Source organism: Sphingomonas sp. P3_C5 (genome assembly GCF_056402635.1).
The window spans coordinates 38,019-62,275 of record NZ_JBFUHA010000011.1; the positions used below are offsets into that span (position 1 = coordinate 38,019).

General features: G+C 64.8%; 17 protein-coding genes. 4 read left to right on the forward strand and 13 right to left on the reverse strand.

All coding sequences use genetic code 11. The annotated features are described in order from the left end of the window. Window positions 1–118: 118 nt before the first annotated feature. The 8 genes from AC1DVS_RS22245 to AC1DVS_RS22280 form a co-directional block, all read right to left on the reverse strand. Window positions 119–2,272, reverse strand: coding sequence for a hypothetical protein (locus tag AC1DVS_RS22245; protein WP_478026469.1), 2,154 nt, complete (start codon window positions 2,270–2,272; stop codon window positions 119–121). A 15-nt stretch (window positions 2,273–2,287) separates the two neighbouring features. After that, a complete protein-coding gene (locus tag AC1DVS_RS22250; protein WP_478026471.1) occupies window positions 2,288–3,424 on the reverse strand; it encodes a hypothetical protein in 1,137 nt (378 codons plus the stop codon). A gap of 22 nt (window positions 3,425–3,446) precedes the next feature. Further along, window positions 3,447–3,737: a hypothetical protein gene (locus AC1DVS_RS22255; protein WP_478026472.1), complete on the reverse strand. Its 291-nt coding sequence runs from the start codon at window positions 3,735–3,737 to the stop codon at window positions 3,447–3,449. Between the two features lie 16 nt (window positions 3,738–3,753). Continuing rightward, window positions 3,754–5,019 (reverse strand): hypothetical protein, encoded by a 1,266-nt coding sequence (locus tag AC1DVS_RS22260; protein WP_478026474.1) that lies wholly within the window; start codon window positions 5,017–5,019, stop codon window positions 3,754–3,756. Next, window positions 5,016–7,373: a hypothetical protein gene (locus tag AC1DVS_RS22265; RefSeq protein ID WP_478026476.1), complete on the reverse strand. Its 2,358-nt coding sequence runs from the start codon at window positions 7,371–7,373 to the stop codon at window positions 5,016–5,018. Before AC1DVS_RS22265 ends, AC1DVS_RS22260 begins: the two co-directional genes overlap by 4 nt. A gap of 198 nt (window positions 7,374–7,571) precedes the next feature. Then, a complete protein-coding gene (locus tag AC1DVS_RS22270; protein ID WP_478026478.1) occupies window positions 7,572–8,258 on the reverse strand; it encodes an AfsR/SARP family transcriptional regulator in 687 nt (228 codons plus the stop codon). A 454-nt stretch (window positions 8,259–8,712) separates the two neighbouring features. Next, a complete protein-coding gene (locus AC1DVS_RS22275; protein ID WP_478026648.1) occupies window positions 8,713–10,569 on the reverse strand; it encodes a glycoside hydrolase family 127 protein in 1,857 nt (618 codons plus the stop codon). 185 nt (window positions 10,570–10,754) lie between these two features. Then, window positions 10,755–11,492 (reverse strand): family 16 glycosylhydrolase, encoded by a 738-nt coding sequence (locus AC1DVS_RS22280; RefSeq protein ID WP_478026479.1) that lies wholly within the window; start codon window positions 11,490–11,492, stop codon window positions 10,755–10,757. A 4-nt stretch (window positions 11,493–11,496) separates the two neighbouring features. Here AC1DVS_RS22280 and trxC point away from each other — a divergent pair, with 4 nt between their 5' ends. Next, window positions 11,497–12,066, forward strand: a complete 570-nt coding sequence (gene trxC, locus AC1DVS_RS22285) for a thioredoxin TrxC (RefSeq protein WP_478026481.1) — start codon at window positions 11,497–11,499, stop codon at window positions 12,064–12,066. A gap of 6 nt (window positions 12,067–12,072) precedes the next feature. Here the strand turns inward: trxC and AC1DVS_RS22290 are convergent, their stop codons facing one another. After that, window positions 12,073–13,116: an alpha/beta fold hydrolase gene (locus AC1DVS_RS22290; RefSeq protein WP_478026483.1), complete on the reverse strand. Its 1,044-nt coding sequence runs from the start codon at window positions 13,114–13,116 to the stop codon at window positions 12,073–12,075. 122 nt (window positions 13,117–13,238) lie between these two features. Then, entirely contained in the window at window positions 13,239–13,790 is a 552-nt protein-coding gene (locus tag AC1DVS_RS22295; protein WP_478026485.1) for a hypothetical protein, read from the reverse strand. A gap of 151 nt (window positions 13,791–13,941) precedes the next feature. Here AC1DVS_RS22295 and AC1DVS_RS22300 point away from each other — a divergent pair, with 151 nt between their 5' ends. Both AC1DVS_RS22300 and AC1DVS_RS22305 read left to right on the forward strand, forming a co-directional pair. Next, entirely contained in the window at window positions 13,942–14,232 is a 291-nt protein-coding gene (locus tag AC1DVS_RS22300; protein WP_478026486.1) for a ribosomal protein L7/L12, read from the forward strand. A gap of 46 nt (window positions 14,233–14,278) precedes the next feature. Next, window positions 14,279–15,103: a glycoside hydrolase family 16 protein gene (locus AC1DVS_RS22305; RefSeq protein WP_478026487.1), complete on the forward strand. Its 825-nt coding sequence runs from the start codon at window positions 14,279–14,281 to the stop codon at window positions 15,101–15,103. 21 nt (window positions 15,104–15,124) lie between these two features. On the opposite strand, the gene AC1DVS_RS22310 is transcribed toward AC1DVS_RS22305, so the two are convergent. Then, complete coding sequence (locus tag AC1DVS_RS22310; RefSeq protein ID WP_478026489.1) at window positions 15,125–15,382, reverse strand: GlsB/YeaQ/YmgE family stress response membrane protein; 258 nt, start codon at window positions 15,380–15,382, stop codon at window positions 15,125–15,127. A 445-nt stretch (window positions 15,383–15,827) separates the two neighbouring features. On the opposite strand from AC1DVS_RS22310, the gene AC1DVS_RS22315 reads away from it, so the two are divergent. Beyond that, entirely contained in the window at window positions 15,828–21,095 is a 5,268-nt protein-coding gene (locus tag AC1DVS_RS22315; protein ID WP_478026491.1) for a Calx-beta domain-containing protein, read from the forward strand. 43 nt (window positions 21,096–21,138) lie between these two features. Here AC1DVS_RS22315 and AC1DVS_RS22320 read toward each other — a convergent pair whose 3' ends face one another. Both AC1DVS_RS22320 and fdhF read right to left on the reverse strand, forming a co-directional pair. Beyond that, window positions 21,139–21,420, reverse strand: a complete 282-nt coding sequence (locus AC1DVS_RS22320) for a formate dehydrogenase subunit delta (RefSeq protein WP_478026492.1) — start codon at window positions 21,418–21,420, stop codon at window positions 21,139–21,141. Next, window positions 21,417–24,257, reverse strand: coding sequence for a formate dehydrogenase subunit alpha (gene fdhF / locus AC1DVS_RS22325; protein ID WP_478026494.1), 2,841 nt, complete (start codon window positions 24,255–24,257; stop codon window positions 21,417–21,419). The genes AC1DVS_RS22320 and fdhF overlap by 4 nt, the downstream gene beginning before the upstream one ends.

A 24,257-nucleotide genomic window follows, 5' to 3' on the forward strand; every position in this document is an offset into this window, starting at 1 on the left:
CTACGCTCATGGGCAAAGGCAATCAGGGTGCTGAAGAGGCGTTGTTGCACGTGCCATCGGAACCCGCGACGACCGCCGCAGTTTGGCGATAGATGCGCGCAAGGCTGTCCCCGCGTCGTCACAGATGCCAACGCCAAAATGCCGCCGCGAAGTCGACATACCATTCTTGCCAGCGGTTGTGGCTCCAACTGGCGACCGGCCCACGCCATGACTGGCTGCCCATCCTGGAGACCATATCCTTGAAGAAGATCTTGCGCTGGTTGTCAGACAGCGCGCGCCCCTGCACATAGCCCGCCAGCAACCCGCCTGCATAGTTTGCCGCGGCGACCTTGCGGGCATAAGGAAAGATGTTGTTGGGGGGAATTCTCTCGCGGCCGAACATGTCGATCAGGTACTTTTTCGAGCGAACGCGCTCGGCCCCGAGCACGACGGCGCGCGAAAACCCCCTGGCGGCCCACTCCTTTGCGGCGTTGTCGGCAATACCGAGATAGGCGTTGGGAATGTTCTCGAGCACGTCCTTGAGGATTTTGACCATCATCGAGGCCGGATTGCCTTCACGGACAAGGTCGAACAGCTCCTTGCCGAAACTCGCGATTTCCTTGGCGTCAGGGGTCTTCAACTGCTCGAGATCGACAGCGAGCTTGCCGACCATGGCCTTGGCGTCGAGCCGATACTCGAGCGGTATATGCCTGGCGACATTCGCATCGTCGGGAATGGCCGCGAGGAGGGCGTAGGGCGCGGCGCTTCGCGGCGTCTCATAGTCTGCCTCCTGCAGGATCGAGGCCGTGCCGGTCCCCGTACTGGACGGCACCTCATAGGCCGCATCGCCGCCCTCATAGTCGCTCTCGGACCACGCCTGCTCGTCCGAGTTTTCGGAGGCGCCGCAATGCGGGCAAACGCCAGCTTCGCCCTGCATATCGAGCCAGGCGAGACCTTCGGGTTCGGCGAATCCGCCTTCGTGATCGTGCTCATGCGTGCCGCACATGGCTAGCTCCTCTTGGTCTGGCGCCTCGAAATCGGCATTCTCGGCCAGCGAAGCGGCCCACTCCCCCGCCGACCATGGGCTTTCCTCCCAGCTCTCGCCGTCGCCGGAGGCCTTCCACCAGCCGGCCTTTTTGAGATTGCCGTCGGTCTTGACGATCGGATCGGACTGGTGAGGAAATTCGTGGAGTTGGCTGTCGCCGTTGCCGACATCCTGCCCATTGCTCTTGCGCAGCCGAAGCGGGTGGACGCCATAACGCGCCCCGGCCGGAATCTGCAGGCCGCCAAGCGCATTCAACCTGGCGGTGATCCGGTCGTAGAGCGCCTGCATATCGAACGCGAACGGATCGCCGTGGTAATCGCTTGGATGGTCGCGCGCCTTGAGAAGGTATGTGTTCTTCGGCGCGCGGAGTTCCTTCGCGGAATATTCGCGCCAGATTACCGACTTGCCGAGGTTGCGATCGACTTCCTTGTGCGCGGTTATGGTCAGCAGGTGCCCTGCCCTCGCCGATGCCAGGATATAGAGATCGGCCAGGACGTCGAACGCCTCGACGGTCCATTTGTAGTAGAAATGCGTGTGCTTTTGTGCTGCCGCGTCGGCTTTGCCCAGCCGGCGATAGCCGATCGACGCGTAGCGCTCCGGATTGGTCGGCGGCGGCAGCGACCCGTTGGCGTTGAGGTCGAACTTCTCGATATCGGGCGCGGTTTCGATATTGATCGTCTTCTTGCCGCAGATCGCCACGCCCTTGCGGCTGAGAAACTCGTAGACGGTCCCCATCCTGTTCTTGTCGAAGTCGTTGGTCGCCGCATAATAGCCGCCGCGGTTGAGGTAGCCGTGGACGGCCCCCTTCTTGGTCTTGGGGTCCTTCGCCTGGAAACGCCTGTCGGTGACCGAGCCGGGCACCCCGATGTCGTGAACGACGAACCACGCCTTGGCGATATCGCCGGCCGTAAGGTCGGCGCCCGGTTCGCGCGCGGCGAGCGCCAGTGCTGGGCGCGAGGCGAGCCAGTCCGCCGCGAACTGCCGGCGGTCGCGGGTCGGGAGGAAGGCGCCGAACCGCGTGCCGTCGAATTCCAGCGCAGCGTCCCGCTTGGGATCATCGAACCGCCCGGGGATCGCCAACATATCGGCGAGCTGCGGAGGGTCGTCGGTGCGTGGCGCGGCGCGCATCTGCGGCTTTGCCGCCTCCCCGCTCCACGGGTTGTCCTCATAGCCCACCGCGCCCGAGGCGAACGGTGACTCAAGGCCGAACGGGTCATAGCCTTGCTCGTAGGGGATCACCTCAACCATTGCCCGGCCCCCGACTTATCGCACCGCCGCGAGGCGGGGCGTACGAATCTCGATGGGCTTGCTGCCATCCTTCAGGTTCTTGCCGGTGGCGGCGGCCCATTCAGTGATGACCCTTCGCGTCTCGACGCCGATCGGCTTGGGGCCGGTGGTCGTGGTCGACGGCAGCGCATACAGGACCCATGCAAGGTCGGCGTTCGAGACCGTGCCCGCCTCGATGGTGCGTAGCAGCACCGATATCTCGCTCGCCATCGAGAAGAACGCCGCTGACTTGCTGTGCGGCCGAAGCCCCACGCGTTCGCCCATCAGCTTGAGGCGCTCGGCCGCGCTTGATCCCTGCGCCACCAAATCCTGCACCACCGGCGTGTCGAACGCGACCGTCAGTTCGGCCCAACCGAGCGCGGTCACCGCCGCCAGCTCTTCGCGGCGGAGCATGCCCTTCTGGCGACGCGACATCAGCACGTATTTGAGCTGTTCGGCGATCCGGAAAATCCGATCATTGTCCGACTTGTTGACGCCGACCAGGTTGCGCTCGTTGGAGATCGCCTGCCACAGCTCAAACAGGAGCTCCTCAAACAACGCGGTAAAGCCGGTATTGGCCGCCGCAGCCTTCTCGTAGCTGGGGGCGCCTTCGTCTTCGGTGCCGAACGACAGATCGAGCCCAAACATTCTCCAATAGGCATTGCGGCGTACTGCTTCTGGATCGGGCCGCACGACACTGGTCGACAGCCAGGCCGCCAGCGGGTTCGCAGCGCCGAACATGATGGCCTCGGTCGCATCGACCCAGCGCTGCGTCTCGACCGAGGGAATGCCGAGGCTTTCACCCGAACGATAGGCGCGCACGACGCGGTTGAGGATTTGCACGGCACGGGTGCTTTCGAGCACGTACGCGTAGCCCAGATGGTCCCACGGATCGATCGGATAGAGCGTGCTCGGCATGTCCGTGAAACGGCTCATTTCCCAGAAGCGGTCGCGGGCGCTGTGGTAATCGTCCGGCTCGCCATGCGTCGCCAGATCCCAGACCCGCTCCATGTACAGCACGAGATCGAGCGGATCGGCGGTCAGCACCGTCAGCGCGGCGTCATAGATTTGCTCCGGCGTGGCGGAAGTAGGATCGGGAAGTCCGATGACCTGCTTGATAAGGTGGTGAATCATGGTCGTTCCTCCTGACGCGAGGCTATTTGTAGAGGCGGCGAGGATTGGTGGCGGCGGCGGCCTTGGACAGGTCGGCACGGCTCAGGGCGTCCTGGATCTGCGCCAAAATGGTCGCCTCCTGAGTCGGCAGCTGCCCGAGTCCCGGCGCCAGAGCCTTGAGCGGAGCCAGGGCATCCAGCACTTCACCTACCCAACCAGGGGCGGACGCCTGCATCGCCTCCATGCCCCCCAGGTTCGAGCGTTCGATTAGGATCGCCAGCGCGCCGGCGATGGCGCGCTCGTAATCAATCTTCTCTTCGGTGTTCTTGCGCATGGGGCGATCCTTTCCTTTACGCCGCAAGGGCCTGGTAGTTGAGCCACGAACGAGCCTTGTCGATCCAATGCGAAGCCTGGTCGGGCCGCTCGGCTTCGCGCAGCCCGGCCAGTGCGACGATGCGAATACCTTCGGCACGCCGCCAGTGGGGCGACGTCCACAGTGACGCCCCCGCCGCCCGTTCGAGCTCGGCCAGCGCGCCCGGAGACACACGCTGTGGATCGTATACGGTGGTCATCGGTCGACCGTGCAGCGCAGGCACCGGCGCCTCCAGGCATGCGCGCGCAATCGCTGGCATCGCGGCCAGCGAGCGGGGCAGCAACTCGCGCAGCGAAACGTCGGCCAAGGTGGGCGGAAACCGTGCGACCATCGCCCGCTGGAGGCCGTTCCACGGACCCGACGGCCCAAAGGCCTGTCGCGAGAACTCGCAGCCGAGCACCGTGCGCAGCCAGCCGATGGGATGAGGATCGCCGATCGGCCAGCGCAGAATTGTCGCCGCGTCGCAGACGACATCATAAAGCGCGGCGACCGATGCATAGCCTGTATGCAGAAAGGCGAACACGTCGGCGGCGATCTCCGACGCCCACGGCGTCCACATCGCCTGAAGTTCAACATCCCCCGCCAGCGCCTGTCCGATCGCTTGCCGGGTGGCCTCCGTCCAGCCTGTGAGGAAGGCGACCTGGTGGCCGACTTCGTGGAACAGCGACGTCGGCCGATACAGGTTGTGGCGCACAATCTTGATCGCGGCCACCGGCATCACCGCGCCCGGCGTCCACAGCCTGACGCCCGCGCGCAGGATCGAGGCACCGGTGCCCTTGTCCTGATACACCAGGACCCGCGGAACCGGCTTGCAGGCAAGCTTGAGCACCTTCTCCATACTCGCGGCCGCCAGCCTGTCGAGTGTCGTCAACGCGGCGCGGAGCACCGGGCTGGTGCGCGAGTTGATGGCGTCACCAAGGAAATCGAGCGTGGTGTCGACTTGCACGTAGCGCCTGCGGAAACGCTGAACGTCCGAGGCTATACGCGCCAGGGACACGGGATCAGCGTCGAGCGCGGCGATGTCGCGTTCGATCCTGTCGCCCATCGCCACCAGCTCTTCGACGATGCGGTTTATCTCTCCCCGCAACGGAACGCCGATGTCACGCTCGACCGAGCGCCACGCTTCGAGTGAGGCGAACTGCTCGGCATCGCGGAACGTCCGGGCAGACGCCAGCCAATGCGCCACCTGCCGCCGCAAATCGGCCGCGAGCAGCTTGCTGTCGAAGTTCGCTGGTTCGCTCACCGCTTCTTGCCGCCGGGATGGACCGCTATGGAGATTTTCGGTTTGCCCTTCATCGCGGCCTGCAACGCGGCCAGCGTCTTGCCCTCGCCCGCGGCCAGCGCCTGCGCTAAGCCCGGCACCTCGAACAACCGGATAAGGATGCGCACCCCCGGGTCCGGATGGGCTGCTGCTGCCTGGAATTTCTCCGCATGGTCGCGCAGCCATGCGGACAGCGCGGGTAACGCCCATGCCGCGATGCGATTGCGAAGCATCGGGAAAAAGCCCCCCGGCAGCTTGGCCGCGGAACGCGCCGCGAAACTGGCAAGATCCTCGCCGTCCTCATGCGCCAGTCCGCCGGTGTCGACATGGGTGGGATCGGCCAACCGGCGATAGGACGTCATCACGCGTCGCAGCACTTCGCCTGGCCCGCGCCCCGTTCGCACCGCCCCCGCGACGAGCTGGGCGTCGGCTTCCGACAGATAGAAGCCCAAGGTGACGCGAGACTTGGCCGGGTTGATCGATACCCACGCCTTGCCCGGTGCGGTAGCGGCGCCCCCGGCTCCGGCGACCGTCTGGTCGAGCGGCTCGAGTACATAGAGCCGCTGGCCCGCGCCCAACCGACGATGGCTGTGCATGAAGCGCGCGGGGGTGGCCGCGCCGAGACCCGGCTCGCGCAACAGCGATCCCGCCGCACGCCGTGTCAGCGGGAAGATTCCAACGTTGCGCAAGCCATGGCCCAGGCCGTGCCGCACCATCGTCGCGGCGCTGGCGCCGGGCTTGGTATGGAAGATGTGCATGCGCGCGCGGAGCGGAAAGCGCCCGCCTGCCGCACGCATCGAGGCGCCGAGCGTGCCGCCGCCGAAACCCGGCAGCGTGTCGGCGGCGCGTGCCGAGATCGTCACCTCCGGCACGCGATTATATTTGGCATAGCTCCTCGGGAGCCCGGATCGGTGCGTGACGAAACGGCCGCCCAGCATCGGCGCGAGCTGGAGCTCTTCGCGCAACGTCTCTTGCGGCAGGAACGTCGCGGCGGCCTCGCCAAACGCTTCAGCGATCGCCACTTCGGTGAGGTCCGGGTCCTCGAAAACGAATTCGTCCGCCTCGGCCAGACGCCGCACGGTGTCTTCGACGACGCTGGCCATCGCCACCGGCCCGGCCCGCGCGGTGGTGCTATCCGCGGTATTGTCGGCGCCCTCGGCTTCGAGCGAGACCATCTTGAGCCCGGCGTCGACGATCGCCTTCGAAAGCGGCTTTGATTGCGGGCCGGCCCATTGGGCGATCATCTTGGCAAGATAGCCGGACAGGAAGGAGACCACCTTTGGCCGGCCGACAATGCTGATGCCGGTGCGCAGCGCGGCCAGCAATATGGGCACGAACTGCTCGATCTCGGGGCCGAGCGCTTCGGGCCCGTCGCTTGAGGCCAGTCCCTCGATTAGCGCGCGGCGGGCTTCCGTCAGGTCACCGAGCTCGTCGCTGGCGGGGGTCGAAGGCGCCTCGCCGATGCCGAACTCGTCCTGTTGCTGCTCAAGGGTTTCGGGAAATGACAGCGCCTCGGCGAGGCAGAGGTCGAAGGTGTCGGCCAGCTCTTCGGTGTCGGTCGCCTGCGCCGGTGCCATCGCCGCACCGGCGGCGGCCGCGGGCGCCGCGGGAGTGGACGACTTGCCGAGTATGCGATCCGCCACCGTCCGCGCGACCGGGCGGAGCGGTGCCGGTAGCTTGCCAACCGCAAAGCGCAGCACGCGCTCGAGCAAGGGCCGCACGAGCGCGCGCAATTTCCCGAGGATAGGCATCAGCAGCGGGCTGGCCAGCTTCGCGGCCTGCTTGGCCACGCTGGCGACCTTGCGAACCACGCCCTTCGCCTTCTTGATGAGGCCGCCGATGAATTCCTCGCCGGCGGGCGACAAGTCGGAAAGCGTCGGATCCAAGCGCTCGAGCAGGCCGTCGAGCGCCTCCGATGACATGGCTCCGGCATCGACCTCGGCTAAACTCGTCTCCAGCGAGGCCAGGTATTGATCGGCTTCGAACTGGGTGGGAGCGAGATAGGATCGCGCAAACCGCTCGCGCTCGGCCACGTTTGCTGGGTCCTCGCCCTCGAAGCGTTCGTCGACCGCCGCTTCGAGCTCTTCCGCGAGCGCCGAGACTGCCTCATGGAAGCTGTCGTCGCGAAGTTGCGCGAAAGCGTCGCGCATGACCGTTTCGGTTTGGCCTTCAATGCCGCCATCCTCGTGATCGGCGAACGGCGAGAGCGCGAGCATGATCGTGGGGCTGATGTAGCGGTCGTCGGCCCGCACTGCGGGTGCCTCGCTGAACGGCGATCCGAACGGGGCGTTGGCGTTCGCCTCCCATTGCCCCGCGATATCTGTTGCTGCCTCCATCGCGCTGCGCTCCCGGCCAAGTCTGATGACCTTTAAGCACACCCGCCGTCGCGCGCCGTGCCGCGCATCGTCGGTCGCGCGTCGTTGCACCATTCAATGCGCGTCCGTCTCGGCACCGGAACGCGTCGCGTGCGCGTCCGCCCAGCGTCCGTCCAGCGTCCGCAGGCGATACTTCGATTAAGTGCTGATGGACGCCGCCTATGCGACCCGTCGGACGATACCGGCGTCAGCCATCCGATCGCTCAGGGCTTCCATCGGTGCGACGCCGAGCTCTTCGCCGAGCCGGCGAGCCAGCGCCTTGTAGCAACGCAGCGCCTCGTAGCGATTGTGCTGCGCCAAATGTGCCTCGATCAGCACCTCGCTGGCCGACTCGCGCAGCGGTTCGGCGGCCACCGCCGCGGCGCCAGCCTGTATCGCAAGCGGGAAGTTCCCGTGCGCCACGAACGTACGGCAGGCGGCCTCGAGCGCCTGGATGCGCAAGGTGCGGAATTCCTCGCTGGCTTCGATGGCCCATTCGTCGTGCCAGCCCGGCAAGAGGTCGCTCGCCAGCAAGTCGATTTCGTCGAACGCAAGCGGGCGGCCGCTGATTGCAGCGACCGCGCACTCCCGTGCGCGCGGGAGATCGCACTCCGCGTCGAGCACCAGTTCACCATCAACAGAGTTCACCCACCCGCGATGGACCTGCCACAAAGACCGGCGCAAGCTGGCTCGACCGCACTCCTCGCTCACATCGGGCCACAGGAGATCCGCAGCCACTTGTCGCGTGATGGCGCCGCCGCGAACCGCCAGGCACGCGAGCAGGCGCCGGGCCGGCAGAGACAGCCTCACCATCGGGTAGACGCCCAAGCGCCCTATCACCGAGATTTTGCGATCGCCAAAAGACATCGGTCTACCGATCCTTTGAAGGCCTCAAATACTGAGCGGAAAATTATCCAGATTAGACTGGAAACATCCGAGTCGGTGCGATTCTTATAGCGCTTTTTCGGCGATTGCAGGGAGAAGCGGACGAAAAGGCGACGGACATGCGACGGACATGCAAAGGTGTCTCACAGCAGGTGCAGCTGGGTCTGTAGTGGACGCCGTAAGTGACATGCCGTGGATCTGAGCGAAGGAGTGGCGAACCGACCGAGCCCGAGAGGCGTCGCCGATGATGTTGAACAGATTCATTGCAAGTGTCCCGCGTGAGGCGCGGCGCGCGGATTACTGTCCAGTCCCCGCGGCAAAGCCGACCGGCATCCCACTGTTCAGCCGTTCCGCCGTACAGGCTTGAAGTCGGGCGCGTCGCTCAACCCCGCTTGGACTGAGCGGCGGAACGTCAAGCGACCCTACTCCATCCGCCTCAAACCACCGCCGGCTCAACCTTCCAATAAGTCGCATACCGCTCGTGCGCGATGCGGTAGTATGGCACCAGCCGCACCGGCTTCTGCTCGGATGAGGCGATCGTGAATTCCAGCGGCTTGTCGCTCGCGCGGATGGCCTTCGCGAGGCGATTAGGCTCGCCGGCGAGCGTCGGCGGCGTGAAGGGGGCCTTGTTGTAGTTGCCGTATTCGCGTTCGTTGACGACGATGTCGGCGCCCGGCGCAAGGCCTTCATTGCCCAGGGCGCCGGCGAGGACCAGCGGGCCATAGGTGAACGCAACGATGTCCGGCGCGGCTGGGGCCCATTCGGTGTTAGCTTCCATGACGAGGCGGAGCTCGACCTCGTCGCCATTCTGCCAGGTTCGGGCGAGTTCGACATAGCTGCCGGGGTTGATCGACTTCGCCGCCTCGGTTCCGTTGACGAGGACAGTCGCGCTGTGGCTCCAGCGTGGGTGCCTGAGCTTGAGGGTCAGCTCGGTTGGTTTCTGGAGTTTCCAGCGCAGCTTTGTCGATGGCGTCTCGGGGAAGCTGGTGGTCTGGACCAGCGCCGCGCCCTTCTCCTTCCAGCGGACCGTGGAAGGCAGGAACAGGTTTACGTAGAGCGCCCGATCATCATGGAAGTAGATCGAATCGCGGTATTTGACGTGGTTTTCCATGCCGGTGCCGGTGCAGCACCAGAAGGACTGTTCGGGCGAGTGGTAGAGCTTCATATATCCGGGGCGGGCGCCCTGGAAATAGGTCGCCATGCCGGTCTCCGGATCCTGCGAGGCGAGGATGCCGTTGTAGAGCGTGCGCTCGTAGAAATCGGCATATTCCGCCTGCGGATCGCTCAGGAACAGGGCGCGGGTGAGCTTCAGCATATTGTGCATGCAGCAGGTCTCCGAGCCCTTGGCGGAGAAGACGTGCCGGGAGAAATCGGCCATCGGGAAGAAATGCTCGCCGTCGCCGTGGCCGCCGGTGGCGAAGCTGCGGGTGCGAGTGACGGTCTGCCAGAAAAAGGCGGCCGCCTGTTGGTATTTCGCGTCGCCATTTGCCTCATAGACGCGCTGGAAGCCGACGATCTTCGGGATCTGGGTGTTGGCGTGGAGGCCGTCCAGATAGTCGCGGCCTTTGGCGAGCGGCTCCATGATAGCCTTGTGCGAGAAACGCTCGGCCAGGGTGCGGTAATCTGGGTTGCCGGTCATGAAATACAGATCGGCGAAGACCTCGTTCATGCCGCCATGTTCCGTGCCGAGCATGGTCTCGAACTCAACGTCGGACAGCGGCCGGGTGGCGACGACCGCCCAGTCGGCGAAACGCAGCAGCACCGCGCGGGCTGTCTCGCTGTCGGCGAGCAGGGTCGCGTCGCGGAGACCGGCATAGACTTTGTGCAGGGTGTACCAGGGGACGCCTGAGATCTTCTCGCCGCGCAGGTGCGCCGCGACCAAAGCAAGGCCCTTGGGGAAGGCGCAGATCAGGCCGGTGCCCGATGCCTTCTGGCAGGCGGCGAGCTCGGCGGCGATATAGTCGACGCGCTGCTTGAAGCGCTTGTCGCCGGTGGAGCGCCAGGCGAGCGCGACTGCCGACAGATAATGGCCGAGGGTGTGGCCGTGGCAATTGATGTCCTCCCAGATGGGTTCGGATTCCCAGCCGCCATAGACCGGCGCCTTGGGCTGGAGCCCGGCATTGACGCGAAAATTGTGCAGCATGCGATCGGGGCTGAGCTGCAGCAAATAGGCCTCTGTCTTGCGTTGGGCGTGGAGGAAAGGGCCTTCGCCGAGGTCTATGTCGGCGATGTCGAAGGGCTTGAGTTTTGCTGCGGGCTGGAGGGCTGGCTGTTCAGGCTCCTTCGCCAGCACGGGCGCTGGCGTGAGGGCGGAAACGCCGGCGATGAGCGCACCGGTTCCGGCGGTGGCGAGGAAATGCCGACGTGAACGCCCGGCGCAGCAAGCTTCGATTTTCAAGGCAACCTCTTGTGGTGATGTCGGCGACGGATGGGTTTCATATTTGTGGGTGGGTTTCAAGGCGGTAGCGCGCACGGGCCTCAATCCGGTTTGAATTCCGGTGGCAGGGCATCGAGCGGGAAGTATCGGAGGTACGAATAGGTCGCGGTTGCGGGAACGCTGCGCTTGTCGATCGGGCCGAGCCAGGCGGCGACGCCCGGCTCGTTTGGGGAGCCGAGGTAGATGTTGGCGCGGATCTGAAGGGGCTCGTGCGGCACGTACTGCTTCTCTTCGTGCAGCAGGCGGCCATCGACGTACCAGCGCACGCTCGCGGGCGTCCAGAGGATGGTATAATCATGCGGCGCGGCGGCGAAATCGAAGCCGAGCTTGGCCTCGGTTGCCGCTGATTTCCAGACCGTGCCGCCCTTCTGGAAATCATGGTTGGTGAGCTGGACTTGGTCGGGCTTGTTGCCGAGGAATTCGAAGTCAATCTCCTTGTGTTCCCATTTTTCCGGCTGCCACTGGTTCATCAGGAAAAAGGCGGTGACGCCGCCGCGTAGTGCGGGCAGGACCATGCGGACCTGGAACAGGCCATATTGGAAGAAGCGACGGGAGCCGATTTCTCCGGCCTTGCAGATCTTGCCTTCATGCGGGGTTTCCAGGTGGGTGACTTTCAGCTGCAGCGCGCCGTTGGCGGCCTGGACCTGATCGGCGCGCATGTCGCAGCCATTGGCAGGGAAGGAATAGAGCTGGATTTCCCAGCGCGCCGGATCGAGCTTTCGGAAATCCTCGGTCCATTGCGGTGCGATGGAGGCGGCGGCTGCCAGGGCGAGGATCATCGTTATGCTCTCCTTTGGGCCCTTCTCGCCCGGTATCGCCTCGATGGCGAGCGACGATTGCGAAGTGGCGCCATCGTCACGATATCGCCGGCTGCGCGGATTTACCGGAGATTTTTCGATGAGCGAGACCAGCACCGATAGCCTGGTGGTTGCCTGCCCTGTCGATGGTGCGCTCAATCGGGTCCCGCGCGCGAGGCTTGGCGAGGCGCCGAAATGCGGGACGTGCCACAACCCGCTTTTCGGGGGCAGGGCGGTGAACCTGACGGCGGCGAGTTTCGATCGGCATGCGCTGAAGAGCGATCTGCCGGTGGTGATCGATTTCTGGGCCGAATGGTGCGGCCCGTGCCGGATGATGGGCCCGAATTTCGAGGCGGCGGCGGCGCGCCTCGAGCCGCGGGTGCGGATGGCCAAGCTCGATACCGAGGCCGAGGCGGCGATTGCCGCGCGCTATGGCATCCAGAGCATTCCGAGCATGATCATGATCCGCAAGGGCCGCGAAGTGGCGCGCACCTCTGGCGCGATGCCGACGGCGGCGATCGTGCAATGGGTCGAGCAGGCGCTGGCCAAAGCGTGATGCGCTTCAGCCGGCCACGTCGAGCACCGCGCGGGCAAAAGCCTGTGGAGCTTCCTGCGGGAGGTTGTGGCCGATGCCGCCGGTGACGACCCGGTATTGATAGGCGCCGGTGAATTTCTTGCGATAGGCTGAGTCATCGGGCGCATGGGGGGCGCCATTGGCGTCGCCTTCGAGGATGATGGTCGGCACGGTGATGGCGGGGCCGGCGGCGAGCTGCTGTTCCAGCGCGTCATATTTCGGTTCGCCCTCGGCGAGGCTCAGGCGCCAGCGATAATTGTGGATGACGATGTCGACATGGTCGGGATTGTCGAAGGCGGCTGCGCTGCGATCGAACAGGGCGTCGTCAAACGCCCAGCGCGGCGAGGCGATCTGCCAGATAAGCTTGGCGAAATCGCGACGATATTGCGCATAGCCGGCGCGGCCGCGATCGGTGGCGAAGTAGAATTGATACCACCAGGTCAGCTCGGCCTTTGGCGGCAGCGGCGCTTTCTGCGATTCCCGGCTGCCGATCAGATAGCCGCTGACCGAGACGAGTGCCTTGCAGCGATCCGGCCAGAGTGCCGCGACGATATCAGCGGTGCGGGCGCCCCAATCGAAGCCGGCGAGCACCGCCTTGTCGATATGGAGCGCATCCATCAGCGCGATCACGTCGAGGGCTAGGGCGGCGGGCTGGCCGTTGCGCGTCGTATCGGGCGAGAGGAAGTGGGTGGTGCCATAGCCGCGCAGATAGGGGATGATCACGCGGTAGCCGGCGGCGGCAAGCACGGGCGCGACATCGACGAAGCTGTGGATGTCATAGGGCCAGCCGTGCAGCAGGATGACGGCGGGTCCGTTCGCCGGGCCCGCCTCGGCATAGCCGATATTGAGCGGGCCGGCGTGGATCTGCTTGAGCGGGGCAAAGGCGTTGCTGGTCCCTACCCCGCCGCTCTGCTTTGCTGGTTCCGTCTGGGCGTTGGCGACGAAGGGCGCGGCGGCGATCGTGACGGCTGCGGCGCCGAACAGGCGACGGCGTTGCTGATCGATCGTATCGGGGGTGGCGGGCTTGATCATCGGTCAGTCTCCCTCTGCGGTCGATCGGCAGGGACTGATTACAGCGTGAGCCGCTTCGTAGAAATGCTTCCCGCGCGAATGTGGATCGGTGGGGGCACAGACCGGCCGAAGCGTGAGGGGCTTCAGTGATGGACGCGGATTCGGCCGCTCATCGCATATTTTGCCGCTCTCACCAGCTGACGGCGTAGCGCAAAGCTTGGCGTGGAGTCCGACTGCGTGGCTCGGGGCTGATATGTCTCGCGCCAGATCCGCGCGGCCACGAGGCGAAGTTCTGACCGCTCGGCCTCACGATTCTGGCCGATACAGGCGATGATCGCCGGATAGCGGCCATGGCTTGGCTGAGGTTGAGCGGATGCCGCCGGCGTGGCTCTGCGCGGCGTGGCGGGGTGGTTCAGCAATGCGGCATCTTTGGTCCGGCGGCGCCAGGCCAGGCCCTCCATCCATAGCGGGATGGCACCGAGGGCAGCGAACATAAGCACCATTTGCAGAAACTTGCTGGACGGCAATTGGCCAGCGAGTGCCAAGGCGACCAAGGTGAGGACCGCCAATGCCGCCCAGGCTGGATGACGCAGCCATCGGAACAGGGACCATAGGAACCGACACATCAGGATGGCCACCACAAGCGATCCGATGATCAGGGCGATCGACTCGAGTCCGATGAGGAGCAGGTGCATGACCGAGGCCTCGTATTGCCGCTAAAAGCCGACTCGGTTTTATATCGTATTACGATATAAACTGCAACAGCGGGACCATGTTGCTCACCTTCGCGGACTGGCGGAGGGAGACTGGACGTGCGAGACCGTAAGGCCAGCGAGAGGAGCCAAGATGTTCATCCCGATGCCTGTGCTGATCGCGATCGGTATCGCCATGCTGCTGCTGGTCGGCTGGGCCCTGCGCGCGTTGCGCCGGCGCGATCCGTTGATGGGCGTGCGGCAGGCGCCAGCGCGCGCTGCGTCGCTGGAGGGAGCTCCCGCTGCCATTTTACCGCCCGAGATCGAAGAGCAGGTGCGCGGACTGCTGACGGCGGGGCGCAAACTCGAGGCGATCAAGCTCACCCGGGAGGCCACCCATTGCGGCCTGAAGGAAGCCAAGGACCTGGTGGAATCGATGGAATGACCGTGGGGGACTCTCGCGACCGGGATCGACTGAGGATTGCCTTATGATGAGCCTGCTCCTTCTCGTGACCGCGCAGGCGACGACGCTCGCGGCCACCAATTACACGGTCGATGCGCCGATGCAGGCGCCTTCATCGCCGCCGAGCTGGGCGGACGAGTTCGATGGCGCGGCGGTCGACCCCGCGAAATGGCGGTTCGATACCGCGTTCAACACGCCGGGCTGGTTCAATCATGAGCTGCAATATTATGCCGATGCCCGGCCCGAAAATACGCGGATCGAGCGGGGCGTGCTGGTGATCGAGGCGCGTCATGAGACGCTGCCCAAGGCGCATGACTGGGCTGGGCAGGCTTACACATCCGCCAAGCTCGTCACCCGGCAAGCCTATGGCTATGGCTTTTACGAAGTCCGCGCGAAACTGCCCTGCGCGCGCGGCACATGGCCTGCAATCTGGCTGCTGCCCACGGGCGGAGCCTGGCCGGACGAAGGCGAGATCGACGTGATGGAGATGGTCGGCTGGCAGCCCGGGGTGGTGCACGCGACGCTCCACAGCGGCGCGTTCAACCACCGGCTGGGAACGCAGCGCGGGGCCGAGACGATGGTGCCGACAAGCTGTTCGGAATTTCACCGCTACCAGCTCGACTGGGGTGTCGACACGATTACCATCGGGGTGGACGACCATGCCTATATGCGCGTCAGGAACGACCAGCCCGGCGGCAAACCGGCCTGGCCCTTCACGCGGCCCTATAATCTGATCCTCAACCTCGCCATCGGCGGTGACTGGGGCGGCGCGAAGGGCGTGGACGACGCAGCGCTGCCCCAGCAAATGGCAGTCGATTATGTGCGCTACTGGAAGGTGCTACCGCAGCAATAAGCGGGCGCCTTGCGGCTCCCCTCAAACGAGGTGGAGGAAGTGCCGCGCGATGAAGATCAGCACCATCGACCCGAGAATGGAGGCGAGAAAGCCAGCCGGGTGAAAGGGCTGCTTGGCTGCGGCGCCGCTCGTCGCCTGGACGACGAAGCCCGCGAGAAGCGAGCCGAGGATGCCGAGGATGATGCTGCCGAGCATATTGATGGGCACGGCGCCGGGATAGAAAAAGCGGGCGAGAAGACCGACGATGAAGCCAACCACGAGCATTCGGACGATATGCATTCAACCCTCCTCGATTCAGCGTTCCATCCTTTCGGAAACGCGTCGCAATTGACGCTGTTCCAGTACGTTTCGCAAGCGATATAAACCGGGCGATTGGCGTCATATGAACAAGGATGGTGGATCAGAAGCTAGTAGTCGCGAGTAACTTCTCCAGCCTCTGCAGCGACTTGCGGTGGTCCGCCTCGGACCGGATCGGCGCGAGGTTCATGACCGCACACCCGTACGCCGTTTCCGCATCGAATGACCCCTTTCTTGACAGCACCCAAGGCGGCGCTGACGCGCGGGTGAATCGCCGGTCCGTCCCGGCGAAGGCATTATCCACATCCTTCGCAACGTGGTTGTCACAGTCCGCGCATAGCGACAGAATGGTCTGAATTTCCACGATTCCTCGGTCGATTCTTATCGGCCGGACCACCAGCCCCGGCCGCGTTGCGAAGGAAGTATCATGTCCCGTATCTTGTTCGACCCGCAAGACGATTCGCTGTTCAACCTTGGCCGCTTCGACACGAACCGCGTGGACGACGTCAGGAGCATCGCGCAGGTCGATGCGCGAATTGGTGCGGTCGCACCCGCCCAGGGCTTCGTGGCGGCGGTCGATCAGACGGAGGCCGCGCAGGCTGGCGCGGGTAGCGTTTCGCTGACGACGGCTGGGACAGCGGTCTTCCAGAATTTCGACACGTTATCCAACACCGCCGGCAGTACGACCAACACCGCCACGCCGGATGGCTGGTACTTCATTGAATCGGGCGGGGGCGCGCGCGACAACGGTCAGTACGCCGTCGACACAGGCGGCAGCACGACGGGCGATACATACAGCTACGGCGCGGCGGCCAGCCTGGATCGCGCCTTCGGCCAATTGCGCAGCGGCACCGCGATCGCGATCATCGGCAGCCAATTCACCAACAATACCGGCGGCGCGCTCGGCTCGCTGGCGATCGCCTATACCGGCGAAGAGTGGCGGCTCGGCACTGCCGGCCGGACCGACAGGGTGGATTTCCAGATCAGCTTCGACGCGTCCAGCCTGAGCACGGGGACATGGATCGATATCAACCAGCTCGACTTCACGACGCCGGATACCACCACGACCGGCGCGAAGAACGGTAACGGAGCGGCGGACCGGACTGCACTTTCATTCACCTATACGTTGACCGATGCGCTGGCAAACGGCGCCACCTTCTGGATCCGCTGGGTCGATACCGACGCCACCGGCGCAGATGACGGCCTGGCGATCGACGATTTCTCGCTGACCCCGATCGCCGCCGCCGGACCGACGCCCGGCAGCTTGACCGTTGCCGACATGACGTTCGCGGAGGGCAATAGCGGCGATACCGACATGGTGTTCACCGTGACGCGCGCAGGCGGCAGCTCGGGCGCGATCTCCGCGACCTATACGATCGCCAACGGCACGACCGATGCGAGCGATTTCGGTGCGGGCTTCGTCTCGACCGGCATGGTGACCTTCGCCGACGGCGCGACCACCGCGCAAATCCATGTGCCGGTTGCCGGAGATGCGACGTACGAACCCAATGAGACGTTCTCACTCGCGCTCAGCGCCCCCACCGGCGGCGCCACGCTAGGCGGTCATTCGACCGCAACCGGTACGATCACCAACGACGACGCCGCCCCCGCCGGCACGCTCAACGTCGGCAACGTGACCCTGGCCGAGGGCAATAGCGGCGACACCGACGCCGTGTTTACGGTCACGCGCGCGAACGGTAGCGTTGGCGCGGTTTCGGCGACCTATACGATTAGTAACGTCACGACCGATGCGAGCGACTTCGGTGCGGGCTTCGTCTCGACCGGCACGGTGACCTTCGCCGACGGCGCGACCACCGCGCAGATCCATGTGCCGATTGCAGGGGATACGACGTACGAGCCCAACGAGACCTTTACCGTCACGCTGAGCGCGCCGACCGGCGGCGCGTCGCTGGGTACCGCGACCGGTACCGGCACGATCACCAACGACGATCCCATCCCGCCCGCCGCCAACGTCTATATCAACGAGATCCACTACGATAATGCCGGCACCGACGCCGGCGAGGCGATCGAGATCGCCGGGGTCGCCGGCACCGATCTCACCAACTACAAACTGGTCTTCTACAACGGCAGCAACACCCCCGGCGCCGCCCCTACGTACATGACCACCAACCTGAGTGGGGTGATCGACAACGAAGGCGGCTCGGGCTACGGGGCGCTGTCGTTCAGCTATCCCGCAAACGGCATCCAGAACGGCATTGCCGACGGCGTCGCGCTGATCGCGCCCGACGGCACGGTGATCCAGTTATTGTCCTATGAGGGCGTCTTCACCGCCGCCGCCGGCACCCCGGCTGCGGGCGTGACCAGCACCGATATCGGCGTGTCCGAAGACGGCAGCGGCGCGCTCGGCCAATCGCTCCAGCTGATCGGCAGCGGCGCGAGCTATGCCGACTTCACCTGGCAATCGGACGCGACCAGCAGCCTCGGCTCGCTCAACACCAGCCAGATCATCATCGCCGACAACGCCACCGGCCAGATCCGCGTCGCCGATGCGTCGGTGGTGGAGGGCAATGCCGGGACCAGCAACCTGAGCTTCACGGTCTATCGTGCGGGCGGGCTGGGATCGAGTGCGACGGTCGATTATTCGATCGACTTCGACGGCACCGCCACCAGCGACGATATCGGCGCGGGCGCGGTGCTGACGGGTACGGTAACGTTCGCGGTCGGCGCGCATAGCGCGACGGTGACAGTACCGGTCGTCGGCGATACAGTGGGCGAGGCCAACGAAACGCTGTCGCTGACGCTCAACAATCCGACCGGCAACATCGCGATCACCGACGGCAGTGCGATCGGCACGATCGTCAACGACGATTTCGTGACGCTGACGATCAGCCAGATCCAGGGCGCCGGGCACACGTCGCAATATGTCGGCCAGCCGGTCCGAACGACGGGCATCGTCACCGCGGTCGACACCAACGGCTTCTACCTGCAATCGGCGGTCGGCGATGGCAATGCCGCGACGTCGGATGCGATCTTCGTCTTCACCAGCACCGCGCCGACCGTCGTGGTCGGCGACGGCGTGACGGTTGGCGGCACGGTCACCGAATTCGCCGGCGATGCGCAGGGGCTGACGGTGACTGAAATCAGCAGCCCGACCGTCGCGATCGATTCGCACAGCAATGCACTGCCGACCGCGATCCTGATCGGTACCGGCGGAATTCTGCCGCCGGCCCAGAATCTCGATGACGATCATTTGACCGTCTACGATCCGGCACATGACGGCCTCGATTTCTGGGAATCGCTGGAGGGCATGCGCGTGACGATCGACGCGCCGCAGGCGGTGTCGAATACCACCACACTCGGCGAAACCTTCGTCATCGCCTCGCACGGCGTTGGCGCCACCGGCGTCAACGATCGCGGCGGGATCACCATCTCGCCAAATGGCGACGGCACCGTTGATTACAATCCCGAAATGATTCAGATCGACGACGATAGCGGCATCTTCTCGGGCTTCCACCCGAACTACTCTGTCGGCGACCAGCTGAGCAGCGTGACCGGCATCGTCAATTATTCGTTCGACAATTACGAAGTCGTGGTGACCGAAGCTGTCACTGTCACCAACGACGTGACGTTGACGCGCGAGATGACGACGTTGCAGGGCAATAGCGACTATCTCAGCCTCGCCACCTACAACCTCGAAAATCTCGACCCATCTGACAACAAGTATGACATACTGGCGAACGACATTGTCTACAGCCTCCGCGCGCCCGACATCCTGGCGGTGCAGGAAGTGCAGGACGCCGACGGTGCGGGCAGCGGCTCCGATCTGTCGGGCGTCAGCAACGCGCAGGGGATCATCGACGCGATCACCGCGCTGACCGGCCTGCATTACGGTTATGTCGAGATCGCGCCGACCGTCGCCAACACGACGGGCGGCGAGCCCAACGGCAACATCCGCAACGGCTATTTCTACAATATGGACCGCGTGACGTACGTCGCGAACAGCGCCGAACTGATCACCGGATCGGCCTATAACGGCAGCCGCAACCCGCTGGTCGCGACCTGGCTGTTCAACGGCCAGAGCATCACCACGATCGATGTCCATTCGACCTCGCGCGGCGGCAGCGAGCCGTTGCGCGGCAACGACCAGCCCGCCGATGCCGCGGGCGACGCACAGCGCACCGCGCAGGCGGCCGGGGTCAACGCCTATGTCAACGCGCATCTGGCCGATAATCCCAAGCTGAACATCGCCGTGCTCGGCGATTGGAACGGCTTCTATTTCGAACCGGCGCAGACCCAGCTGACCGTGCCTGCGCAGGGCGGACAGCTGACCAACGTCAATTACCTGCTCAGGCCCGAAGAGCGTTATTCGTATCTGTTCGACGGCAATGCGCAGCAGATCGACAATATCCTGGTCAGCAAGCACCTGCTGGCGGCCGCGACGAACTACGACGCGGTCCATCTCAATTCGCAATTCGGTGGCAGCCGGCCGACCGACCACGACCCGCAAGTTGTCGTGTTCCGGTTCGGCAATTCGGGCGGCGACAGCTTCTTTGGCACGAATGGCAACGACACCTACACGATCGATAACGTCAAAGATCACGTGTACGAAAACCCCAACGGCGGCACCGACACGATCCGGTCGTCGATTACATACGATCTGGCAAACGCGCCGAACGTGGAGAATCTGACGCTGACGGGGACCGCCAACATCGATGCACATGGCGATGGGAACAGCAACGTCCTGACCGGCAGCGCGGGCGACAATTATCTTTCCGGCGGCGGCGGGACTGATACGCTGATCGGCGGAATGGGCAACGATACATATGTCGTGGACAGTGCCGACGATGTAGTCATCGAAAATGCCGACGAAGGGAGCGACACGATCCTGGCGTCGATCGATTATTCGATCGCAAGTCAATTCAATATCGAGCGTGTGATTCTGACCGGCACCGACAACATCAATGTTACGGGCAATACCCAGGTCAACAAACTGATCGGCAATAGCGGCGACAACGTCATCGACGGCGGCGGCGGCGGCGACGTGATGCGGGGCGATCTGGGCAACGATACCTATATCGTCCGCGACGCGAACGACCGGATCGTTGAGGACAACGTCCCGGGCAGCAGCGATATCGCCAAAGCGGCGGTCAGCTACACGATCGCTGCGGGTGCCTTTGTCGAGACGCTGCGCACGATCGATGCGGCGGCGACCACCGCGATCAACCTGACCGGTAACGACCATACGCTGGTGATTGACGGCAATGCCGGCGCCAACGTCCTGACCGGCGGCGCGGGCAACGAGACGATCAGCGGCTTTGGCGGCAACGACACGCTGTTCGGCGGCGGCGGCAACGACGTATTCGCGTTCGGCACCGGCACGGGGCAGGACAGCGTCGGCGATTTCGTCTCGGGCAGCGATAAGCTCGATCTCTCGGCGTTCTTCACCAGCTTCGAGCAAGTCCAGACGGCGAGCCACGATGTCGGCGGCAGTGCGGTGATCGAGCTGGGCAATGGCGACAGCGTGACGCTGAGCGCGTTCCTCACCGCGCAGCTCCAGTCCGGCGACGTCATCCTGGGCGGTGGCGGCGGCGCGGCGCTGTCGCTCCATTCCGGCGCGGTCGGCGAAGCCGATGTGTCGCGTGGACTGCTGGACGACAAGCATGTGATGTCGTGGCACGGCATGCTGCTCCACGAAGTGCTGATCGCTGAGCCAACCCGGTTTCCGATGATCTAGGCGCGAAAGCAAAGTAGCCGGGCCCTTGCTCTCGCGAGGGCACTTAGCCGGCGTCGGAGCCGCCCGACGCCCCGGGCGATGCGAATTGAGTCGCGGCCGATTGCGGTGGCGGCGCGCCGCGATCGCGCAGCAACGCCACGGCGCGCGCCGCAATTGGCTCCAGCGCCGGGCTTTCCATCGCGAAGATCTGCGCCTTCATCCGCGGGTCCCAAAAGGCAGCGATGTGATCCGCCACCGCGAGCGCGGCCACATCCGTCCCCTGCGCGGCGAAATTGCGCGCGATCTGGTTGGCCATATAGACCAGCCGCTCCGCCGGGGACATCATTCCGCCGCGACCGCCGCGATCCGCCGCGAATGTTCGGCCTGCCGGGCATAGCTTTCCTGCCAGTCGGACGGGCCGTTCGAGGCTGAGACCTGCACCGCGGTGACCTTGTATTCAGGACAATTGGTCGCCCAGTCCGAATAATCCGTGGTGATGACATTGGCCTGGGTCACCGGATGGTGGAAGGTCGTATAGACCACACCCGGCGCGACGCGCTCGGTAACCTGCGCCCGCAGCGTCGTCTCGCCGGCGCGGCTACGCAGCAGGACCCAGTCGCCGTCACGCAGGCCGCGATTCTCGGCATCGACGGGGTGGATTTCGAGCAGGTCCTCGGGATGCCATACGACATTGTCGGTGCGCCGGGTCTGCGCGCCAACATTATACTGGCTGAGGATGCGCCCCGTGGTCAGCAGCAGCGGGAAGCGGGGGCCGGTTTTCTCGTCGGTCGGGACATAGTCAGTAACCACGAAATGCCCCTTGCCGCGCACGAAGCCATCGATGTGCATCGTCGGCGTACCGTCGGGCATCGCATCGGTCGCCGGCCATTGCAGCGATCCGTGCTGGTCGAGCGCAGCGTAGCTGACGCGGGCGAAGGTCGGGGTGAGCGCGGCGATCTCGTCCATGATCTCGGACGGGTGGGCATAGTTCCACTCAAGGCCGATCGCATGCGCGACATTCTGGACGATCTCCCAATCGGCGTAGCCGTTCTTCGGCCGCATCACCTGGCGCACGCGCTGGATGCGGCGCTCGGCATTGGTGAAGGTCCCGTCCTTTTCGAGGAAGGTCGAGCCGGGCAGGAAGACATGCGCGTAATTGGCGGTCTCGTTGAGGAACAGGTCCTGGACGACCACGCATTCCATCGCGGCGAGGCCCGCGGCGACATGCTGGGTGTTGGGATCTGACTGGAGAATGTCCTCGCCCTGGATGAACAGCGCCTTGAACGCGCCCTCGGTCGCGGCATCGAGCATGTTGGGAATGCGCAGGCCCGGCTCGGGATCGAGCGCGACGCCCCATGCCTTTTCGAACATCTCGCGCACGGCGGTGTCGGAGACATGGCGATAGCCCGAATATTCGTGTGGGAAGCTGCCCATGTCGCAGGCGCCCTGCACGTTGTTCTGGCCGCGTAGGGGGTTCACGCCGGCGCCTTCGATGCCGACATTGCCCGTCGCCATTGCGAGATTGGCGATGGCGATGACGGTCGACGAGCCCTGGCTGTGCTCGGTGACCCCTAGCCCGTAATAGATCGCTGCCCTGCCCCCGGTCGCATAGAGCCGCGCGGCTGCGCGCAGGTCGGCGGCGGGGACGTTGGTCAGCGCCTCGGTCGCCTCGGGCGAGCGCTCGGGCTGGGCGACGAACGCTGCCCATTCGGCGTATTCGTCCCAGTCGCAGCGCGCGCGGATATAATCCTCATCGGCCAGCCCCTCGGTCACCACGACATGTGCCATCGCGGTCAGCACAGCGACATTGGTGCCGGGCTTGAGCGGCAGATGATGGTCGGCCTCGATATGCGGCGTGCGGACGATGTCGGTGCGGCGCGGGTCGACGACGATCAGCCGGGCGCCCTGGCGGATGCGCTGCTTCATGCGGCTGGCGAAGACCGGATGGCCGTCAGTCGGGTTGGCGCCGATGATCAGGATCACATCGGCCTGCATCACGCTGTCGAAATCCTGCGTGCCCGCGGAGGTGCCGAAGGTCGTCTTCAGGCCATAGCCGGTCGGCGAATGGCAGACGCGCGCGCAAGTATCGACATTGTTGTTGCCGAAGCCCTGGCGGATCAGCTTCTGGACGAGATAGGTCTCTTCATTGGTGCAGCGCGACGAAGTGATGCCGCCAACGCTGCGGGTGCCGTATTTCGCCTGGATGCGGCGGAATTCGGACGCGGTGTGGGCGATCGCCTCGTCCCAGCTCACTTCGCGCCAGGGTTGCTCGATCGACTCGCGGATCATCGGGTTGAGGATGCGTTCGCGGTGATTGGCATAGCCCCAGGCGAAGCGGCCCTTGACGCAGCTATGCCCGCGATTGGCCTTGCCCTCTTTCCACGGCACCATCCGGACGAGCTGCTCGCCGCGCATCTCCGCGCGGAAGGTGCAGCCGACGCCGCAATAGGCGCAGGTGGTGACGATCGCGGTATCGGGCGTGCCGACCTTCTCCACCTCTTTCTCGATCAGCGCCGAGGTCGGGCAGGCCTGGACGCAGGCGCCGCACGACACGCATTCGGAAGCCAGGAACTCCTCGTCCTGGCTCGCCGCGATGTGGCTGGCGAAGCCTCGGCCGTCGACCGTCAGCGCGAACGTGCCCTGCACCTCGTCACAGGCGCGCACGCAGCGCGAGCAGACGATGCATTTGGCGGGATCAAAGGTGAAATAGGGGTTGCTCTCGTCCTTGCACCCCTCGAGATGGTTCGCGCCCTCATAGCCGTAGCGCACGTCGCGCAGGCCGACTGCGCCCGCAACATCCTGCAACTCGCAATCGCCATTGGCCGAGCAGGTCAGGCAGTCGAGCGGGTGATCGGAGATATAGAGCTCCATCACACCGCGCCTGAGCTGAGTCAGCCGCTCGGTCTGGGTGCGCACGCTCATCCCCGGCGCGACCGGTGTAGTGCAGGAGGCGGGGAAGCCAGCGCGGCCTTCGATCTCGACGAGGCAGACGCGGCAAGACCCGAAGGCTTCGAGGCTGTCGGTCGCGCATAATTTTGGAACGCTGGTGCCGGCGAGCGCGGCGGCGCGCATGATCGACGTGCCTGCGGGGACCTGCACTTCAGCCCCGTCGATGCTGAGCGTCACCAAGGGTGCGGCTGGCACCGCCTTGGTGCCGAGGTCGGTTTCGCTGATCCAGGCCAT

Coding starts and splice junctions, on each gene's coding strand:
- AC1DVS_RS22315 (WP_478026491.1), top strand. CDS start 15,828: ATGTCCCGTATCTTGTTCGACCCGCAAGACGATTCGCTGTTCAACCTT.
- AC1DVS_RS22280 (WP_478026479.1), bottom strand. CDS start 11,492: ATGATCCTCGCCCTGGCAGCCGCCGCCTCCATCGCACCGCAATGGACC.
- trxC (WP_478026481.1), top strand. CDS start 11,497: ATGCTCTCCTTTGGGCCCTTCTCGCCCGGTATCGCCTCGATGGCGAGC.
- AC1DVS_RS22270 (WP_478026478.1), bottom strand. CDS start 8,258: ATGTCTTTTGGCGATCGCAAAATCTCGGTGATAGGGCGCTTGGGCGTC.
- fdhF (WP_478026494.1), bottom strand. CDS start 24,257: ATGGCCTGGATCAGCGAAACCGACCTCGGCACCAAGGCGGTGCCAGCC.
- AC1DVS_RS22265 (WP_478026476.1), bottom strand. CDS start 7,373: ATGGAGGCAGCAACAGATATCGCGGGGCAATGGGAGGCGAACGCCAAC.
- AC1DVS_RS22320 (WP_478026492.1), bottom strand. CDS start 21,420: ATGATGTCCCCGGCGGAGCGGCTGGTCTATATGGCCAACCAGATCGCG.
- AC1DVS_RS22245 (WP_478026469.1), bottom strand. CDS start 2,272: ATGGTTGAGGTGATCCCCTACGAGCAAGGCTATGACCCGTTCGGCCTT.
- AC1DVS_RS22255 (WP_478026472.1), bottom strand. CDS start 3,737: ATGCGCAAGAACACCGAAGAGAAGATTGATTACGAGCGCGCCATCGCC.
- AC1DVS_RS22290 (WP_478026483.1), bottom strand. CDS start 13,116: ATGATCAAGCCCGCCACCCCCGATACGATCGATCAGCAACGCCGTCGC.
- AC1DVS_RS22300 (WP_478026486.1), top strand. CDS start 13,942: ATGTTCATCCCGATGCCTGTGCTGATCGCGATCGGTATCGCCATGCTG.
- AC1DVS_RS22295 (WP_478026485.1), bottom strand. CDS start 13,790: ATGCACCTGCTCCTCATCGGACTCGAGTCGATCGCCCTGATCATCGGA.
- AC1DVS_RS22305 (WP_478026487.1), top strand. CDS start 14,279: ATGAGCCTGCTCCTTCTCGTGACCGCGCAGGCGACGACGCTCGCGGCC.
- AC1DVS_RS22310 (WP_478026489.1), bottom strand. CDS start 15,382: ATGCATATCGTCCGAATGCTCGTGGTTGGCTTCATCGTCGGTCTTCTC.
- AC1DVS_RS22250 (WP_478026471.1), bottom strand. CDS start 3,424: ATGATTCACCACCTTATCAAGCAGGTCATCGGACTTCCCGATCCTACT.